The sequence below is a fragment of the Pseudomonas sp. UBA2684 genome, from assembly GCA_002354655.1.
Classification (GTDB): domain Bacteria; phylum Pseudomonadota; class Gammaproteobacteria; order Pseudomonadales; family Pseudomonadaceae; genus Aquipseudomonas.
Genome location: DELY01000004.1, coordinates 26819 through 45823 on the forward strand (window position 1 = coordinate 26819; position 19005 = coordinate 45823).

A 19005-nucleotide genomic window follows, 5' to 3' on the forward strand; every position below is an offset into this window, starting at 1 on the left:
CGCCAAGGCAAACCCACCGCCAGTGAACGCGATCTCCTGACTTTCGCGGCTAAAGCCCCTCCCACGGGGCCGGCCGCAACCTGCCGTTGTAGGGTAGACATGGCGAAGCCTTGTCCATCGCCTGGACACTCAACTGCCGGACAAGCCAGCGCCCGATCCGCCAAGGCAACCCCACCGTCAGTGAACGCGATCTCCTGACTTTCGCGGCTAAAGCCCCTTCCCGCGGGGCCGGCCGCAACCTGCCGTTGTAGGGTGGACATGGCGAAGCCTTGTCCACCGCCTGGACACTCAACTGCCGGACAAGCCAGCGTCAGGTCCGCCAAGGCAAACCCACCGCCAGCGAACGCGGTCTCCAGAATTTCGCGGCTAAAGCCCCTCTCACGGGACCGGCCGCAACCTGCCGTTGTAGGGTGGACATGGCGAAGCCTTGTCCACCGCCTCGACACTCAACTGCCGGACAAGCCAGCGCCCGATCCGCCAAGGCAACCCCATCGCCAGCGAACGCTGGTTTCCCGACTTTCGCGGCTAAAGCCCCCTCCCTCGGGGCTAGTTACCCGTTCAGTTTTTGCCGGGAATCCCGTATTTGCGCAGGCGCATGGCGATGGCGCTGTGCGAGGTTTGCAGGCGGGCGGCCAGCTGTCGGCTGGAGGGGTGGTTGGCGTAGAGCTTTTCCAGCAGGTCTTTTTCAAACCCGGCCACGGCGGCTTCCAGGCTGCCAATCTCGCCGTCCAGCTGCTGCGGGGCGACAGCGGTGCCGGCGATGTCGAGGTCGTCGATTTGCACCAGATTGCTCTCGCTGATGGCGGCGGCGCGGAAGATCACGTTCTGCAACTGACGCACGTTGCCTGGCCAGCGGTTACCGAGCAGCGCCGGGTAGGTGTCTGGCGTCAGGCGGCAGGGCGGGCGCTGAATCTGCGCGCAGGCCTGCTGCATGAAGTGCCGCGCCAGCAGGAGGATGTCCTGGCCGCGCTCGCGCAATGGCGGCACTTCCAGGTTGAGCACGTTGAGGCGGTAGAACAGGTCTTCGCGGAACGCGCCTTCGCTGACCATTTTCTCCAGGTCGCGGTGGGTGGCGCTGAGAATGCGTACGTTGACCTTGACCTCGCGCTCGCCGCCAACCCGACGGAAGGTGCCGTCGCTCAAAAAGCGCAGCAGCTTGGCTTGCAGATAGGGCGACATTTCGCCGATTTCGTCGAGAAACACCGTGCCCTGGTTGGCCAGTTCCAGCAGCCCCGGTTTGCCGCCGCGTTGGGCGCCGGTAAAGGCGCCGGGGGCGTAGCCGAACAGCTCGCTTTCGGCGAGGTTCTCCGGCAATGCCGCGCAGTTCAGCGCCAGAAACGGCGCTGCGCAGCGTGCGCTGATGGCATGGCAGGCGCGCGCCACCAGTTCCTTGCCGGTGCCGGTCTCCCCCTGGATCAGCAGCGGCGCATCCAGGGTGGCGACGCGCTGGGCGCGGGTTTTCAGGGTACGGATCGGCAGTGAGTCACCGAGCAGCGAGTCGAAGCCTTCGGCATGGTCATGGTGCAGCGCGGCCAGGCGCTCACCGATGCGGCTTGGCGCATACAGGGTCAGCAGGCCGCCAGCGAGTTGGTCGGCATCGGCGGTTTCGCTGATCGGCATGGCGTCAAGCAGCAGCGCCTGGCCGTTGAGGGTGACCTCGCGCAGCGGCAGGCGGAATTGCTGTTCCAGCAGGGCATTGAGCAGCGCCGGGTCGGCGAACAGTTCGCCCAGCGACAGGCCTTCCGGCTCGCGCTCGCACAAAGCGATCAGCGCCGGGTTGGCCAGCAGCACGCGGCCCTGGCCGTCCACCGCCAGCACCGGATCGGTCATCGCCGCCAGCAGGGCGTCAAGTTGTAAGCGGCGACGCTGGCCGGGAAGGATGTCGACGATGGTCACCGCCTGCACGCCGCGCACGTTGAACAGCGCCTCGCGCAGCTCGTCGAGCACCGCGGCGCTCAGTGTCGGTGCGTCGATGTAGACGTTTGGCGGCAGCATCTCCACGGCATCCAGGTTGAGATTGCGCCCACCGAGCAGAGCCAGGACTTCCTGGGTGATGCCAACGCGGTCGATAAAGGTGACGTGAATGCGCATGGAGAAAACGGCAGCTGAAAGACAGGTGCAGCAGTATGCCCGGTCTGCCGGGCTTAGTTAACCGAGGCCGCTCAACCGCAGGTGATGCGGACGATCGACTCGGCTTCGTCGATATCGATGTTCAGGCGCTGCGAGTTGTAGTCCATGGTCACCGCATCGCCGGGGGAGAGCACGCGCGTGGTTTGCGCGCCGGCCTGCTGCTGGGCCTGGTCAACCAGCTCCGCAGTCACGGTTTGCCCGAGCAGGTTTTGCAGCGTATCGGCGTTGCAGGCGCCGCTGAGGTTGGCGGGTTGCTCGGGCGTATCGACCGAGCTGCAACCGGCCAGTACGGCGAGCAGGGCAATGCTGGAAAGGTGGTGCAAACGCATGGTGAACTCCTTATGACGGCGCGCCGCTTGGCCGGCGCTTTGGCACTCTTGCCGGGTATCCGACTGTTTCGGCCGGCGCCTGTTCCGTTGTCGTCGTGACGGCCAGCGGACGTGACTCAGGCATGTTTACGATAGGTCAGCAGTACGATACCGCAGACCACGATGGCGCCGCCGAGCATCTGCATATGGCTGAGTGTCTGCCCGAGGATCAGCCAGCCGAGCAGCAACGTCGCCACCGGCTCGACGTTCATCACCGGGGCATTACGCGCCATGTCCAGGCGTGGCATGCACACGAACAGCAGGGTAAAGCCTAATCCATACAGCAGTGCCAGGGCGCCCAGACCGTACCAGCCCAGCGCTGCCGTGGGCAGGCTCAGCCCACCCGGCACCAGGTCCAGGCTGCCGGCGAGGGCCGCGCAGTTGAACACGATCAGCATGGTCAACATGCTGCGCAGCGTGCCGCGCAGGCGCGACAGTTTGTTTTCGGTCACCCACAGCGCGCAGGTAAAAGCGCAGGCGGCGCAGAACGCCAGGCCCATGCCCAGCAGCCAATCCGCGCCGACACTTTCGCTGGCGTTCAGGCGGGCCGGCACATCCAGGGCGAACAGCAGGCCGAGCAGGATCAGTCCCATCAGCCAAGCGCTGCGCTGGGTCGGCGCCGGGCCGCCGAGCGCCCAGGTGAGCAGGGCCAGGAGGATCGGGAAGGTGTTGGCCACCAGCAAGGCCAGGGCCACCGGGACGCGCGCCACCGCCGAATACAGGGCGAAGCTTTGCAGGGCGATCAATACGCCGAGCAGCAGTTGCCAGCGCCAGACCCGCGGCGGCAGTTGCAGGGCCTGGCGTTGCCAGAGCAGCAGGGCGCTCAGCACCAGCAGGGTTACGCCGGAGCGGCAGAGAATGGCCAGCAGCACACCGGCCTGATGGTCGAAGGCGATACGCGCAGCGATATGGTTGCCGGCAAAGGAGCAGGCGAGAAAAGCCAACAGCAATACGGCGAGATGACGGGGAAAAAGCGCGGAGGCAGACATAAAAACGCGGACATATCCTTGACTGAGCTTGGGGCGAATGACCGCCAGCCCGATCAGGGTAACGCAGCCTTTGCCTTTCGCTCAGGCTTGCGTGTGCTTCTTTGGTCTAACGGCGCGAGGCCGGCGCGCCAGAGCGGTAAAGTGCGCACGGCCAGCGGTGCGTAACCTCCGCTGGCGCTGTAACCGCACAGGGGCTTCCACGATGCGGACGCGCTCTGCTCGGTATGGGCGTGGCGCAACGCCTGTCAGCCGTGTGAGCGCGGCGCGTAAGTTTTCTCAACGCGCGTCAATTTACCTACAATCGACCCTTTCCCCAGAGAAGGAGGTCCCGTGTCTTCGGTGATCTCGATCCAACAGCTGAGCAAGACCTACGCGACCGGCCACCCGGCGCTGCAAGCCATCGACCTGGAGATCCACAAGGGCGAGATATTCGCCTTGCTCGGCCCCAACGGTGCCGGCAAGACCACCCTGATCAGCATCATCTGCGGCATCGTCAACCCAGGTGGCGGCACGGTGCTGGTCGACGGTCACGACATCATCAAGGACTACCGCGCGGCCCGTTCGCAGATCGGCCTGGTGCCCCAGGAGCTGTTCAACGACGCCTTCGAAAGCGTCTGGGCGACGGTGAAGTTCAGCCGTGGCCTGTTCGGTAAGAAAGCCGATCCGGCCTACCTGGAACAGCTGCTGCGCGACCTGTCGCTGTGGGACAAGCGCGATGCGCGGATCTTCGAGCTGTCCGGCGGCATGAAGCGCCGGGTGATGATCGCCAAGGCGCTGTCGCATGAGCCGCAGATTCTGTTCCTCGACGAGCCCACCGCCGGGGTCGATGTCGAGCTGCGCCGCGACATGTGGAACATGGTGCGGCGCCTGCGCGAGCGCGGCGTGACCATCATCCTCACCACCCATTACATCGAAGAAGCCGAGGAAATGGCCGACCGCATCGGGGTGATCAGCAAAGGCCGGATCATCCTGGTGGAAGACAAGCAGGCGCTGATGCACAAGCTTGGCAAGAAGCAGCTGACCCTGCACCTGCAACAGCCGCTGGCGAGTATCCCCGCCGAACTGGCCAGCCACCCGCTGGAACTGGCCGACGACGGTCACGCCCTGGTGTTCACCTTCGACGCCCAGCGCGAGCACACCGGCATCGCCGAATTGCTCAAGGACCTGGCGCAGCACGGTATCGACTTCAAGGACCTGCAATCGAGCCAGCGTTCGCTGGAAGAAATCTTTGTGTCTTTGGTCAAGGAGGCGCGCGCATGAATTTCTATGCCATCAAGGCCATCTACCTGTTCGAGTTGGCGCGCACCTGGCGCACGCTGTTGCAGAGCATCGCCACCCCGGTGATTTCCACCTCGCTGTACTTCGTGGTGTTCGGCTCGGCCATCGGCGCGAGCATGACCCAGGTGCACGGCGTCAGTTACGGCGCCTTTATCGTGCCGGGGCTGATCATGCTGGCGTTGCTCACCGAGAGCATCTCCAACGCTTCGTTCGGCATCTACATGCCGAAGTATTCCGGGACCATCTACGAGGTGCTCTCGGCGCCGGTGTCGTACCTGGAAATCCTCATCGGCTACGTCGGCGCGGCGGCCACCAAGTCGATCATCCTCGGCCTGATCATCCTGGTCACGGCGCGGCTGTTCGTCGATTTCGAGATTCTCCACCCGGTCTGGATGGCGGCCTTTCTGGTGCTCACCGCGGTGACCTTCAGCCTGTTCGGCTTCATCATCGGCGTGTGGGCCGATGGCTGGGAAAAGCTGCAAATCGTCCCGGCGCTGATCGTCACGCCGCTGACCTTCCTCGGCGGCAGCTTCTACTCGATCAGCATGCTGCCGCCGCTCTGGCAGACCGTGACCCTGTTCAATCCGGTGGTCTACCTGATCAGCGCCTTCCGCTGGAGTTTCTACGGTGTGTCGGATGTCAGCGTCGAACTCAGCCTGGGCATGATCCTCGGCTTCCTGCTGCTGTGTATCCTCACCGTCGGCTGGATTTTCAAGAGTGGCTATCGCTTGAAGAGCTGACGCCTGTGCGCCGCGAAACGACCGGGCTATGTTGGGCTAGCGGCGCCCTCGCGCAGCCGCGTGGTACGGAGCACGCAATGAATACGCACGCGACACAATCACTGCATGGCTTGCTGGAACGCATTTATCGCGACGAGTCGCGCCGGGTGCTGGCGACCCTGATCCGTCTGCTGGGCGACTTCGACCTGGCCGAGGAGGCGCTGCACGAAGCCTTTCGCGCTGCCCTGGAGCAGTGGGCGCGCGACGGTGTGCCGGGCAACCCGCGCGCTTGGCTGGTTTCGGCGGGGCGCTTCAAGGCCATCGATCAGTTACGCCGGCAGGCGCGCTTCGAGGCCCTGGACGCGCACGCCGATCTGCCCGCGGAGGGTTCGCTGGAGTTGGGTGAAAGTGTCGAGGACGACCGCCTGCGGCTGATCTTCACCTGCTGTCACCCGGCCCTGGGCGCCGATGCGCAAGTGGCCTTGACCCTGCGCGAGATCTGCGACCTGAGCACCGAGGAAATCGCCCGCGCCTTTCTCAGCAGCCCCAGTACCGTGGCGCAGCGCATCGTGCGCGCCAAGCAGAAGATCCGCGATGCGCGGATTCCCTATGAGGTGCCGGCGCGCAGCGAGTTGCCGGAGCGCCTGGAGGCGGTGCTGCGGGTGATCTACCTGGTGTTCAACGAGGGCTACTTCGCCAGCTCCGGCGACTCGCTAACCCGTAGCCACTTGTCCAGCGAGGCCATTCGTCTTGGCCGTTTGCTGCACGAGCTGCTGCCCGAGCCGGAAGTCATGGGCCTGCTGGCCTTGATGTTGCTGCACGAGTCGCGGCGCCCGGCGCGTACCTCGGCCACTGGCGAGGTGGTGCTGCTGGATGAGCAGGACCGTGCGCTGTGGCAGCGCGAGCTGATCGACGAGGGCCAGGCGTTGGTCTTGCAGGCTCTGCATTCGCGACGTTTCGCGGCCTACAGTTTGCAGGCCGCGATCGCCGCGGTGCACGCCGAGGCGCCCACGGCGGCCGCAACCGATTGGCCGCAGATCGTCGGCCTCTATGACGCCTTGTTGCAGGTGCATCCCTCGCCGGTGATCGAGCTCAACCGCGCGGTGGCGGTGGCCATGCGCGACGGTCCGCAGGCTGGGTTAGAGTTGCTCAATGGGTTGCTGCGCCGTGGCGAGCTGGCCGATTACCACCTGGCGCATGCCGCCTGCGCCGACTTTCACCGCCGCCTGGGGCATACCGCCGAGGCGCGCGCGGCGTATCAACGTGCCCTTCAATTGGTCCAGCAGGCGCCGGATCGGCAGTTTCTTGAACGGCGACTGAAGGAGTTGCCGGCTGGTTAGCCGCGCCGCTCGTCCGTGCTAAACGTCGACCGTGCACAGATAAGACCTGGCGATACCGGCTTGCCGACCTAACTCCATCACCGCGAAGGAGAAGTCTTCCTGGCGGCGGATACAGTTTATTTCGCTATTCACGTAATAAACCGCAGCCTCTCTGGAGTCGGCATGCACGATAAAGCCGCCGGCTTTCACGGCGACCCCCATTTTCTGGTCCACCGTCACGCTCGCCGAGGTGATCACCTGGAAGTGATTGTCCGACATGTCCAGATAGCCGAGGGTCGACAGGGCGTGTTCCGCGCATATTTCCAGGCCAATGTTCATGTTGTGCACGGTGGTTAGCGGCGGCTTTTCGCCCGGCATGAACACGATGTTCGTCCAGTCCACATCGGGCGCCAGTTCGAGCAGTTTGCCGTCGCCATAATTAACGTTTTCATAGCGTTTATGCTGGGTCTTTACATTCTGGCCCCAGCAGATGAATGCGCTGTTGCGGGCAATATGTTGCTGCCCATTGGCCGGGTTTTGCGTCCAATCCTGGAGCGTTGCATCGCGCTGGTTTCTGCCTGTGGCCATGTCGCGGGCATAGAACTCTCTCTTGATCGGCTCGAATGTTCGCGCGTTCACCCCTTGGTACTTGCTGAAATCCCGGGTCTTAGCGCCTGCCTTCGGCTGCTGGGTGCCACGCTGATTGACCCGGCTGTCGGGGCGGATCATGGACTTCTTCCACAGCGTCGTTCCCGGAATCAGGATCGCGCTCGGGTGGCTTTTGGCGATCCAGCTGGAGGTTGCCCTGATGGTTTCCTTTTCTTCTTCGCTCAGGAAGGGATGCACGCCCGACTTGGCGAACAGGTATTCCGGTGCCACACACAACTGATAGTCGGGTGATAGCGGCAGCGCTTTGAAGTCATGCGGGTTGAAGGGGTTGCTGTTGATGCGTTGTTGGTGGGTGCTCCAGTGCGCGTTGGCCTGTTCCAGCATGGCGGCGATGCACATCAAGCGATTTTGGGCGAAGGCAGAGAAGCGATAGTCGTCCGGGAGTCGAGACTCAGTCAGCTCGGTATTGAATTCCCAAATCGTCACCAGTACATGAATGTCGGCCATGGGCGTGTCCTTTCGTTGCGCTGTGGTGTCCTTCCGGTTTCGACGGTCGCAGTGAGTGCGCTCTACGTGTGCGCTGTAGCGGCGCAGATGCGCAGACCCTAGTAAAGCACCTGGGATTTATTCTGCGCGCCACCCGCTGCTTCAGTGCGGCTGGTGCAACGCGTGGAGTCGCGTTTGCAGCTGGGCGATCTCGCTGGCCAGGTGGTCGATGGCGGCGCTCAGCCGTTCGCCGGGTGCGGGGTGCCGGCAGGCGCGCTCCAGCGCTTCGCACCCCTGTACCAGACGCATGGCTTTGACGATGTGTGCCGCGCCCTTGATCTTGTGCGCCAGGTCGGCCAGGGCCTGTGTCTCGCCGGATGGCGCCAGGGCGCGCAACGCCTCGAGGTCGCGGTGATTGCTGGCCAGCAGCTCAGCCAGCAGGCGTTGAGTGAGCAGGGGATTGCCGCCAGTCAGGGTGTGCAGCGCGTCGATGTCGAAGAGCTCCGTCGCCGGCTCTTCCTGCGCGGGTTTCTCCGGCGTGCTTAGCCTGTTCAGGCGCTCGCCGAGCATGGCCAGGCTGATGGGTTTGAACAGGCAGTCGTCCATGCCGCTGTCGAGGCAGCGCTGGCGTTCTTCCGGCTGGGCATTGGCGGTGTAGCCGAGAATGGTGCAGCGTGGCAGCCCGTGCGCCTGTTCTTCCTGACGAATACGGCGGGCCAGGGCGTAACCGCTCATCACCGGCATATTGCAGTCGCTAATCACCAGGTCGACCTGGCCGGTGCGCCAGGCGGCCAGGCCGGCCGCGCCGTCTTTGGCTTCGCTTACCCGGTGGCCGTAGAACGCCAGTTGCTGGCACAGCAGCAGGCGGTTGGCGGCATGGTCGTCGACCACCAACACGTGCAGCGGCGCGAGGGTGTGCGGGGTGGCTGGCGCGGTGGGCGCTGCGATTAGCGCGGTAGGCTCCAGGGTGGTCAGGGTCAGTTCGACATCGATCCGGGTGCCCTGGCCGGGTGTACTGCTCAAGTGCAGGCTGCCGCCCATCATGGCGCATAGCGAGCGACAAATGACCAGGCCCAGCCCCGTGCCGTTGCGTGCGCTCAGGCCGTTTTGCCGGGCCTGGGCAAAGGGTTGGAACAGGCGCGCCTGGTCATCGGCGGCGATGCCGATGCCGCTGTCCTCGACGCTCAGGTGCACGGCGATGCGCTCATCACCGGCCGGCTGGCCCAGGATGCGCACCCGTACCTGGCCGCTGTCGGTGAACTTGATGGCATTGCTCACCAGGTTGGACAGCACCTGTTTGAACCGCAGCGGATCGATCAGGACCTCGCAGCTGGCGCTGGCGTCGATATCCAGCAGCAGGCTCAGGCTCTTCTGCCGCGCCAGGCCGTCGAACACCCGCGCTACCGACTCGACCAGTTCGCGCAGGTTGGCCCGCTCCGGCGCCAGGGCCAGGCGCCCTGACTCGATGCGCACGATGTCGAGAATATCGCCGATCAGCTCCAGCAGGTCTTTCGCCGACGCGTAGGCGACTTCGATGGCCTGACGGTCGAGCTGGCCCTGGTCGGCGCGCTTGAGGGCCAGTTCGAGCATGCCGATCACCGCATTCATCGGCGTGCGGATTTCGTGGCTCATGGTGGCGAGGAAGGTGGTCTTGGCGCGGCTGGCTTCGTCGGCCTGCTCCTTGGCACTTTCCAGCTCCTGCACCAAGGCCCGGCGTTCGCTGATGTCGAGCCAGCCGCCGATCACACCCTGCATCTCGCCCTGGCTGTCCTGGTAGGGCAGCAGCCAGTGGTAGATGGTCAGCGTGCGTTCGCCGATATGCAGCTCGCGGTCCTGGATCAGCGCCTGGCCGTCGTCCATCACCCGCTGGTAGTCGGCGAGGTATTCGGCGGCCTCGTCCGATTCGCTGAGCAGGCCTTCGGCGACGGTCTTGCCCATCACCGTCTCACGCTCGACGGCGAACGCCTGCAGGTAACTGTCATTACACATCAGCATGCGTCCGTTGCGGTCGCGCACATAGATCGGGTGTGGCGTGCCGTTGACCAGGGCTTCCATAAAGCGCAACTGATCGGCCAGGCGCAGCTTGGCCAGGCGGCGTTGCTTCATTTGTCGGCGCAGGTAGAAATTCCACACCAGCGAGACCAGCAGCAACAGGCCGGCAACGGCGACGATCTGGTAAATCAGCGTGCGGTAGTCGCGCCACGATTGGGTGGACACCACCGCGTTGGTGCGCCAGCGATTATTCAGGGCATTCAGCTCGTCGGGCGGGATGCTGATCAGCGCTTTGTCGAGGATGCTTTGTAGCTCGACTTCGCTGCGGCGTACGGCGAAGGTGGCGCGCGCGGGCTCGACGTCGATGCTGGCGGCGATGTGCAGGCGCTCGCTGTACATGCGCAGGATGTAATAGCTGGCGCTGCTCAGGTTGAGCAGCGTGGCCTCGGCCCGGCCATCGCTGACCATGCCCAGGCTTTCCAGATTATTGCCGCTCAGAATCAACTCGATCTGCGGATGTGCCTCGCGCAGGTAGCCGAGCAGGGTGTGCGCGGCCGGAATCGCCAGACGTTTGCCCTGCATGGCCGCCAGGCCATCGATGTCGGTCTGCTCCAACGCGCTGACCAGCACGAAGGGGTTGACCATGTACGGGCGGGTGAACCGCAGGTATTCCTCGCGCTCGGCGTCGGGGGTGAAGTCGGCGAGTATGTCCGCTTCGCCGCTGCGTACCGCCTGCAAGGCATCGCTGATGCTGGTGCGGCGCTGGATCTCGAAACGCAACCCGGTGCGCAGCTCGATCAACGCCAGCAGGTCGGCGCTGATGCCACGGTAATGACCGTCGCGATCGATGTACGACAGCGGCGCCGAGCTGCTGTCGACCGCCACCTTGACCTGCGGGTGGCGCGCCAGCCAGCGCTGTTCGCTGGCGCTCAGGGGCAGGCGCTCGGGATTCAGCGACAGGCCGCCGCTCCAGCGTTTCTGGATACTTTGGCGCTGATCCTCGGTGATGCTCGCCAGGACGCTGTTGAGCAGGCGTTGCAGCTCTAGGTTGTCCTGGCGCAGGGCGAAGCTGAAGCCCCGCGGTTGCGGCTCGCCCAGGTGGGCGATGCGCACATGGTTGGAATAGTTCTTCTGAATCAGGTACTGGGCGCTGATGGCGTCGCTGAGCATGACATCGGCCTGGCCGAACGCTACGGCGGCGATGGCTTGCTCCGTGGAGCGGTATTGCTCGATGCGTGCGCCTGGGTAGCGCGCGGCGACCTGCGGCAGCGGCATATAGTCGTAACCCACGGCCAGCGTGCGGCCACTCAGGTCGGTCGCGTTCACGGCGGGGTCGCCGATGCGGGCGATCAGCACCGGCTGGTCGACGACGTAAGCCTCGCTGAGGATGAACGCGCCCTGATCCAGCTCGAACTGGTTGGCGCTGCCGAGCAGGTCGATTTCGCCATTGGCCAGCGCGCGCAGGGCCGCGCTGCGATCCGGGTAGCGGCGTACGTCGATGGAGGTATCCAGCAGTTGCGCCACCAGGCCCGCGTAATCGGCGCTCAGGCCCTCGTAGTCGCGCTCGCTGGTGGTCAAGTCGAACGGCGGGTAATCCGGCGCCGAGGTGCCCAGGCGTAAGCCGTGCTTGAGGCGCAGCCAGCGCCAGTCGGCGTCACTCAGGTTGATGTCCTGCCCGCTGGCCTGCGCGCGCCCGAGCAGTTGCAAGGGCTCGGCCGGCTCGGCGGCAGCGGCCAAACCGCCCAGCAGCACGCTGCTTAGTAAGCACCAGGCCAGTCCGCGACGGCAGCGCCGCGCCAGGCGCGTCATGCCAGCTCGTTGCGTTTGGCGAACTCGATGAGATCGACCAGGTTTTTGGCACTCAGCTTCTGCATCAGGCGCGTTTTGTAGGTGCTGATGGTCTTGTTGCTGAGCAGCATGCTGTCACCGATCTGCTTGTTGCTTAGGCCGTTGGCCAGTTGTTGCAGCACCGTCACTTCACGGTCCGAGAGGCTACCGATCAACTCGCGATCGTTGAGCATCACGTCGCTGCGCCGCACCGTGGTCAGGGTCTGCTTGGGAAAGTAACTGTAGCCGGCCAGAATGGCTTTCGCCGCGTTGACCAGCTCGCCGAGGTCTTCCTCCTTGCAGACGAACCCCGCCGCGCCGGCCTGCATGCAGCGCAGCGCGAACAGGTCGCTTGGCTTCGAGGTCAGCACCAGCACCCGCAGCGGCAGGCCCAGGGTTTCGAGGCGGGCGATGACTTCCAGGCCATCCAGCTTGGGGATGCCGATGTCCAGCACCACGAGATCCGGCAGGTGATCGCGGGCCAGTTGCAGCGCGTCCACGCCGTTATCGGTCTCGCCGATCACGCTGAAGCCTTCCCGCTCCAACAGCAGGCGAACTGCCAGGCGGATCACCGGGTGGTCATCGACGATAAGCGCTTTTTTCATACGACCTCTTCAGGGGCTACGGCTGTTGAGCACTACGGCGGCGAAGCTTCCTACAGCGTCTGGTTACCTGAACCGTGGCCCATGCTGAGAGATGGCGGCGCTTTTCTCAATGCCTGGCGAGCGTGCAAGGCGCGATAAGGACATTTCCTACACGCGCCTCGGCCGTCTCCTGCTGTCGCGGTCAGTGCCTTCGCGCAGGCTGTTCACCCTCGTCAACCCGTTCGAGGTGAACAGATGCAGACCCTGCGCGTATTGGTTCTCGAAGACCACGCTTTTCAACGTTCGGTCGCGGTGAGCGCGCTCAAGCTGCTCGGCGTGGCCACGGTGCTGGATGCCGCCGATGGCCGCGAAGGCCTGGCGCTGCTGGACCGGCACGGCCCAGTGGATATCGTGCTATGCGACCTGCGCATGCCCGGCATGGACGGTTTGGCTTTTCTGCGGCACGCCAGCCAAGCCGGCCTGGTGCGCGCGGTGATGCTTTGCAGTGAGCTGGAAGCCTGCATGCGCCGCTCGACCTTGCGCATGATCGAACTGCTCGGCCTCGATGTGCTCGGCGATCTGGGCAAACCCTTGCCACTGGATAGCCTGCAAACCTTGCTTGAAGGCTACCGCAGCCGTCTTCCACGACGTGCGCCGAAGCTGGTCGAGGTGCTTGAGCTGCCAAGTTTGAACGAGGTTCAGGCAGGCCTGCAGAACGGCGAGTTCCACGCCCATTACCAACCCAAGTTCATGCTTGAAAGTGGCGAGTTGGCGGGGGCCGAGGTGCTGGTGCGCTGGCAGCATCCGCGGCATGGCCTGCTCGGTCCGGCCGGTTTTCTTGAAGTGGTGGAGTGCTTCGGCCTGCTCGATACGCTGTTTATCCAGATGTTCGAACAGGGCTTGCACCTGCAACGTGAGCTGGCGCAGCAGCAAGTGTCGCTACCGTTGGCGTTCAACCTGCATCCCGCGCAATTGGCTTCGCGGCCCCTTTTCGAGCGCATCGTTCAGGCGTTGTCGGCACATTCGCAGCCGGCCAGCGGGGTGCTCTTTGAAATTACCGAGCAGGGCCTGGTACAGGCGCCGGCCACCAGCCTGGAGCACCTGCTGCGTTTGCGCATGCTCGGTTGTGGGCTGGCCATCGACGATTTCGGCACCGGTTTCTCCTCGTTGCAACGGCTGAGCGGGCTGCCCTTCAACCAGATCAAACTGGCAGGCTGTTTCGTCAGCGATCTCGGCGTTGAGCCCAGCAGTGCGGGGATTATCGGCAGCACCCTGGAACTGGCGGACTGGCTGGGGATGAGCCTGGTGATCGAAGGGGTGGAGAGCGCCGAGCAGCGCCGCCACCTGATCGACCTCGGCTGCACCCTTGGCCAGGGTTACTGGTTTGCCAAACCGATGGGCGAGGGTGATTTGCGCGCCTGGTTGCAGCAGACCGGCTACCTGCTCGCCTGAACCTGCCGCGCGTGCGCAACGCGCGGCAGGCAGAGCATTTCCTATGCGGCGCTAGGCCGCGTCCGACAGCTTAGCCAGCGGTTATGTCCACTGCGTTGCTCCGATGGCGGCGCGCTCAACCGGTTTTCTTTTGGCTGTGTACCCGTTAATGGTTGCAGGAGAAGCCAGGCTTTTGTGGGAGCGGTCTTGACCGCGAGCTGTGCAGGTAACGCGCAGCACTGCTGACGCCCAAAAAGCTCGCGGCCAAGGCCCCTCCCACGTGATGGCGGACTGCAGCAACAGTTAACGGGGACATCGCCTTTCTTTTAGTCAACGGTGCCCCGTCATGCAGAAGCATTTATTGGCCGTGGTGTTGATGTTTCCGTTGCTCGCCCAGGCCGGTGCCGAGATCACTATCGGCACGCTGTACGACTACCTGGATGGCGGTAAAAGCATGCTGCTCAAGCGTGTGCGCAACAGTGGCGACGCCCCTGCATTCGTCAAGGTGAGTGTCGCCGAGTTGATCTACGACGCCTCCGGCACTGCCCGCGAAGTTGCCGTGAATATCCCCGACAACTCCCGCGTGGAAACCCGCGCCCTGGTCGCCAGCCCGGCACGCTTGATCGTACCGGCCGGCGGCATGCAGACGTTGCGCGTGCTGTACATGGGCAAGCGCGATAAGGAGCGCTATTTCCGTTTGCGTTTCGAGCCGGTGCTGCCGCAGCAGAACGATGCTTTCGGCGTATCCGCGGACGACCGCGAGCGCCTTTCCGCCGGGCTGAACAGCCTCGCCGGCTATGACGGTTTGCTTTTCGTACGCCCGGCGCAACCGCGCTACGCCACGCGGATCGACCCCCTCGGCGCGAGTCTGCGGATCAAGAACAACGGCAACAGCACCGTGGTACTGGACAACTTCCACGACTGCTCTGCCGACGGCAAGCAGTGCGAGGTGTCGAGCAGGCACCACGTCCTGCCGCAGAGCGTTCGCCTATTCGAGCGTAAGGCCGGCCGTCTGTACTACTTCGACCTGATCGAAGGCGACAAGACCCAGCAGATCGAACTCAAACCCTGAGCGCGCTCTGGTTTGCATCCCCCCAGGTGCCGATCAACGTCGCGGTGACGCTACCCCAGTCATGTGGTCCTGGCCAACGCTGACGCAGCACGCCGCGAAACCCTGCCGCTAGGCCGCGTGACGGCCAAGCGTTGTTGCCGCGTATCGACAGGCTTCAACCAACCGGGCCAATGGCACTTCGAAGCCAGCCAGAGCGCCGTGCGCGACATGATCAAACAACCCAGCGCACTTACCAGGGCGGATATGACGATCATCTTCGATGCACCGCTGTGACCGCCAGCGCAGGCGCATTCCGGAAATCGGTGACGGATAAGTAGGGGGCAGCAAGAGATGGCGGCACCTACCACGAGCCGTACGGAATACCGTGTTTGTCGATGTAGGTTTTGGCGGCGGGTTCCAGTGGACGATGTCGGCCCTCTGACAGTCCTTGATAAGGGCCTTTTGGCTCGATCTCGGCCTGGACCCGCAAGACTTCGGTTCCTTTGAAACAGGGGCCGCTGATCCAGACTTTAGCAATGCCGCCAGGTGCCAGGCCGATGACGACAGCGTCCCTATACGCAGACTGCCAACCGCCCATGGGGCAATTGACCTTTTCCTGCTGCACCAGCAGTACCCTTGCCTCTGCCGGTATTTCCAGCGTGGCACGATAGGTTTGAGGTTCCACAAGTGACTGCCACCTGATGAAAATACGCTCGGGCAAGTCGAGGTTCGCAAGTGTTACCCCCTTGCCTCTAAGGTAAGGGCCAGGCCAGCCGCTAGCATCACCTTTACTGTTCTCTGGTTGGCTAACCGCAATCACGCCCCTGACAGCTGTATCGAAGGCGATGCCACGGGTATCAGTAACATCAGCGGTTTCCAGCCATACATCCATATAGTCGGGGGCAACGAAGCCTAGGTGCCAGCCTGGATATGGCAGTTGTGGCTGGCGCAAGTAGCAGGCTTTGTAATCCCCCATATCGCGAATCAGGCAATGCTCGCCGACCGCTAAAGGCACGCGTTTAAACAGCTCGGCTACATCCGAATGCCCTTCGGCATTCAGGGTCACGGTGTTCTCGCTGCGCTGCCAACGTCCCTTAACACGCCCATCCAGGTTGCCCAAGCAAAGGTGCCATCGGCCTTGATCACCAGTACCGAGCCTGTCTCCCGAACGCCTTGCAGCACGTAGCGACCGGTTAGGTCGGTGGCTGGTTTGGCACTGGCGAGCAATGGAATCAGGGTGAGTAGGACCCAAAAAATTAGTTGCCCCCTACCACGAGTCATACGGAATACCGTGTTTGTCGATGTAGGCCTTGGCGGCGGGCTCCAGTGGACGATGTCGGCCCTCTGACAGTCCTTGATAAGGGCCTTTGGGCTCGATCTCGGCCTGGACCCGCAAGACTTCGGTTCCTTTGAAGCAGGGGCCGCTGATCCAGACTTTAGCAATGCCGCCAGGTGCCAGACCTATGGTGACCGCATTGCGGTAGTCAGTAGCCCAGCCCGTGATAGGGCACTTCACTTTCTCGGCCTTGCGCATCAGATCCCGCGCTGGTCGGGCGAAATCCAACTCGGCGCGGTAGGTTTGCGGCTCTGCGAGCGATTGCCAACGGACATAGATACGCTCAGGTAAATCCAGGCGATTGAGATGAACCCCTGCACCAGCACCGACATAATCAGGCCATCCTGCAGGCTCCCCCGAACCATCCTCAGGCTGATGAATTGAGACAGTCCCCTTCATTGCGGTGATAACCGTATTACCCTGGATGTCTGTGACATCCACAGTTTCCAGCCAAACATCCATATAGTCTGGTGCGAAGAAACTCAGGTACCACGCTTTAAACGGCTTAGGTGGTTCGACCTCACCACAGAATGCTTGTAAAGGGATGAAAGCGAATAGGACAAGCAACAAGCATTTCATAACAAAGATACCGAATCAGGGTTGTTCGGGTGGACGGCACGCTGACCACTCCTTGCAGGGCGGTTGACGAAGTGAACCGTCAACGCACCACTTTCGCCAGGGTGGACATTCCAATGTGCCGATTGGTGCAGGTAATGGGCATACAGTAGGTCTTGTTCCTCGAACGATAAGTTCAAGGCTGTCTTACCCTGTGCGTATGCCAATAGTTTTTCAGCAACTGCCTGAAGCTGCCGAGGTATGGCTGTTTCAGGATCGTACTCGTCCAGTAGCTTGAACGGCCCCCCCGCCTCTTGAGCTAGGGCATGCATGATGCGCAGGGGAATGCCCCCATATTCACCGCGTACACGGCGATCCAGTTTGACCTGGGTATAAATCACTTTGCGGCGTATCGGGGAGTTGGTGGAGCGTACTTGCCTCCAGTCGATATACAGCTTGCCATTGGGGCGGGCCGAGTCAATCAGGCCACGTTGCGACCAAGACGCCAGGGCACTGCTGGCCTGTTTCCACGCCAGGCTCTCTTCGTTGGGCAGGCGATTATCTACTTCGTCATGGAAGGGCCTAGTCAGAAACAGCTTTTCCTCGGCCTCCAACGGGTAGTTACCGCCGATATCGCCATGGGCGCCGGGCAGAACTATCTCGGAAAAATTCGGCTGGGTGCTGTTGAGGGAGTAGTTGTGGCGGTACTCGTCGCCGGCCACCAGATGGATCACGCGTTTTGCGCTATCTGGCGTCAGGTGCAGTTTCAGGTCACCGTTCCGATCGTCGTTTACGTCCCAGCCGTCGCTTAGATCACCGATGGCAGCCACGGTATCGAATAAACCAATTAGGTTGACCTTCACGTCTTGGCCGAAGCGCCAAGAGAAACCCTCCATGAGAGGTGGCTGAGCTGGAGGTAAAGCCTTAGCCAATAGCGATGAACTGCCCTTGCGCAAATCGTTGACGAAATGACGAGCTGCTGCTGCACCCCGACTAAAACCGAAAACATCGATTTCAATCGATTCGATCAACAGGTTTGGATTTTTACTCAACAAAAACTTAAGACGCTCAAGAAACAAGGAGCCGCTACGGGCAACTTTCTCGAGCACCCCTGTATCTCCTGTGCCGAGAGCCATATCAGGAAATTGCTGATCCTGGTTGTCAGTTTCTGTACCTGCACCTTCGATATAGATTCGGAGCAAGGCTTGTTGATCGGTACGTTTAAGAGTTCGAAGAGAGTCGTCTTCGTATAAATCAAACAACCGCGCAATATTCGTCCGCTGCCGCCCATAGCTTGTCATAGGGTCCAGCTGATGCGGTGGGCAGTATTCGAGCAGGGCGCGCTCATCGGCGGCGTCGTATCCCAACTGGCTTGCGCGGCATTGCTCGCCGCGCACGACGTTGGCGGCGTTATCACCGGTGCCATCGAAGAAGAAGCCCACGCGCAGGGTGATGCCCTGCTGTATCTCCTCTTCCAGTTCTTCCTCTTCGTCCTCTTCCTCCACACCCAACGGCGCCGGGTCGCCGGGTTCTTCCTGCCAGTTGCGGGCCAGCGTATCGCCAGGACGTTGCGGCAGGCTCGGGGCTAACGCCTGGGCGGCGCTGGCCGCCATCGCCAATGGCGCGGGCGAGGTAAACGGCGCGGGGGCATGGCTGTTGCCGATGAGCACCGTGCCGGAGCCACCGACTACCGCATTGCCATGGCTGCCGAGTGTGCCCAGCGTGGTGGCCGGTTTGCCGTTGATCGATACCGTGGCAATCACGTTGCCGGCCAACGCACTGCCGCACGCAGTAGGGTCGCCTTGGCGGGCGGCGGGCAGGTGGTCGAATTGCACATCCGGCGAACCGGCGGTGATCGGGTTGGTGCCATGCCCAGGAACGGGGCAGGCAGTTGGGTCGCTGGCACGGGCGGCAGGTTTGCCTGACATGACCAATCTCCTTATCGGTGGCGGCAGGGCCAAGACCTTGCCGCACTGGCGCAGCTTGGCGCAACCGGAAAAGTCCTGACTTATGCGGGAATTCGCAGGTAAAACACCCGGTTGCGCAAAAGATTGCGCAGTTTTAAGGCAGCTCTCGCGGCATGCCGACGAGAGCGCCCCTGAGTGTTTACAGCTGCAAGCAGGTGAGCGTGGCCTGGTGATTGCCGCCCAGCGGCGAGCAAAGACGCTGGTGCACCCGACTGAGAAAGGCGATCTCGAAGGCGCGGCGTTGCGCCCCGACGGGCAGGGCATCGCGCTCGATAATCAGGTTGGCCCACAGCCAGCCCGTGGCATCGTCGCTCAGCCAGGTATTGGCACAGGCAAGGCCCTGGTCGAACGCCTGCTGGCACTC

Annotated in this window: 15 protein-coding genes; 5 read left to right on the top strand and 10 right to left on the bottom strand. The window is 62.9% G+C overall.

Going from position 1 to position 19005, the window contains the following annotated elements:
- Positions 1–558: 558 nt before the first annotated feature.
- The 3 genes from B3M58_RS02690 to B3M58_RS02700 all read right to left on the bottom strand — a co-directional run bounded on the left by B3M58_RS02690 (position 559) and on the right by B3M58_RS02700 (position 3487).
- Positions 559–2091: a sigma-54-dependent transcriptional regulator gene (locus tag B3M58_RS02690; protein ID WP_296217023.1), complete on the bottom strand. Its 1533-nt coding sequence runs from the start codon at positions 2089–2091 to the stop codon at positions 559–561.
- 71 nt (positions 2092–2162) lie between these two features.
- Positions 2163–2459: an I78 family peptidase inhibitor gene (locus B3M58_RS02695; protein WP_296217024.1), complete on the bottom strand. Its 297-nt coding sequence runs from the start codon at positions 2457–2459 to the stop codon at positions 2163–2165.
- Positions 2460–2575: 116 nt separating this feature from the next.
- Positions 2576–3487, bottom strand: coding sequence for an EamA family transporter (locus tag B3M58_RS02700; RefSeq protein ID WP_296217025.1), 912 nt, complete (start codon positions 3485–3487; stop codon positions 2576–2578).
- Between the two features lie 330 nt (positions 3488–3817).
- Here B3M58_RS02700 and B3M58_RS02705 point away from each other — a divergent pair, with 330 nt between their 5' ends.
- The 3 genes from B3M58_RS02705 (at position 3818) to B3M58_RS02715 (ending at position 6824) form a co-directional block, all read left to right on the top strand.
- On the top strand, positions 3818–4747 hold the full coding sequence (locus B3M58_RS02705) for an ABC transporter ATP-binding protein (RefSeq protein WP_296217026.1): 930 nt from the start codon (positions 3818–3820) through the stop codon (positions 4745–4747).
- A complete protein-coding gene (locus B3M58_RS02710; RefSeq protein WP_296217027.1) occupies positions 4744–5505 on the top strand; it encodes an ABC transporter permease in 762 nt (253 codons plus the stop codon). The genes B3M58_RS02705 and B3M58_RS02710 overlap by 4 nt, the downstream gene beginning before the upstream one ends.
- Before the next feature lie 77 nt (positions 5506–5582).
- Complete coding sequence (locus B3M58_RS02715; RefSeq protein ID WP_296217028.1) at positions 5583–6824, top strand: RNA polymerase sigma factor; 1242 nt, start codon at positions 5583–5585, stop codon at positions 6822–6824.
- A gap of 18 nt (positions 6825–6842) precedes the next feature.
- On the opposite strand, the gene B3M58_RS02720 is transcribed toward B3M58_RS02715, so the two are convergent.
- The 3 genes from B3M58_RS02720 to B3M58_RS02730 form a co-directional block, all read right to left on the bottom strand.
- Positions 6843–7919 carry a hypothetical protein gene (locus B3M58_RS02720; protein ID WP_296217029.1) on the bottom strand — a complete coding sequence of 359 codons (1077 nt, stop codon included), beginning with the start codon at positions 7917–7919 and terminating at the stop codon, positions 6843–6845.
- A gap of 141 nt (positions 7920–8060) precedes the next feature.
- Complete coding sequence (locus B3M58_RS02725; RefSeq protein WP_296217030.1) at positions 8061–11699, bottom strand: transporter substrate-binding domain-containing protein; 3639 nt, start codon at positions 11697–11699, stop codon at positions 8061–8063.
- Complete coding sequence (locus B3M58_RS02730; RefSeq protein ID WP_296217031.1) at positions 11696–12322, bottom strand: response regulator transcription factor; 627 nt, start codon at positions 12320–12322, stop codon at positions 11696–11698. Before B3M58_RS02730 ends, B3M58_RS02725 begins: the two co-directional genes overlap by 4 nt.
- Before the next feature lie 234 nt (positions 12323–12556).
- On the opposite strand from B3M58_RS02730, the gene B3M58_RS02735 reads away from it, so the two are divergent.
- Both B3M58_RS02735 and B3M58_RS02740 read left to right on the top strand, forming a co-directional pair.
- Entirely contained in the window at positions 12557–13753 is a 1197-nt protein-coding gene (locus tag B3M58_RS02735; protein ID WP_296217032.1) for an EAL domain-containing response regulator, read from the top strand.
- A gap of 325 nt (positions 13754–14078) precedes the next feature.
- Entirely contained in the window at positions 14079–14804 is a 726-nt protein-coding gene (locus B3M58_RS02740) for a molecular chaperone (RefSeq protein ID WP_296217033.1), read from the top strand.
- 340 nt (positions 14805–15144) lie between these two features.
- Here the strand turns inward: B3M58_RS02740 and B3M58_RS02745 are convergent, their stop codons facing one another.
- The 4 genes from B3M58_RS02745 to B3M58_RS02760 form a co-directional block, all read right to left on the bottom strand.
- On the bottom strand, positions 15145–15849 hold the full coding sequence (locus B3M58_RS02745) for a DUF2931 family protein (protein ID WP_296217034.1): 705 nt from the start codon (positions 15847–15849) through the stop codon (positions 15145–15147).
- A 201-nt stretch (positions 15850–16050) separates the two neighbouring features.
- Positions 16051–16698, bottom strand: coding sequence for a DUF2931 family protein (locus B3M58_RS02750; RefSeq protein WP_296217035.1), 648 nt, complete (start codon positions 16696–16698; stop codon positions 16051–16053).
- A complete protein-coding gene (locus B3M58_RS02755; RefSeq protein ID WP_296217036.1) occupies positions 16695–18602 on the bottom strand; it encodes a phospholipase effector Tle1 domain-containing protein in 1908 nt (635 codons plus the stop codon). The genes B3M58_RS02750 and B3M58_RS02755 overlap by 4 nt, the downstream gene beginning before the upstream one ends.
- A 178-nt stretch (positions 18603–18780) precedes the next feature.
- Positions 18781–19005, bottom strand: a 225-nt coding sequence (locus B3M58_RS02760; RefSeq protein WP_296217037.1) for a LasR-specific antiactivator QslA, incomplete at its 5' end; no start/stop codon positions are given.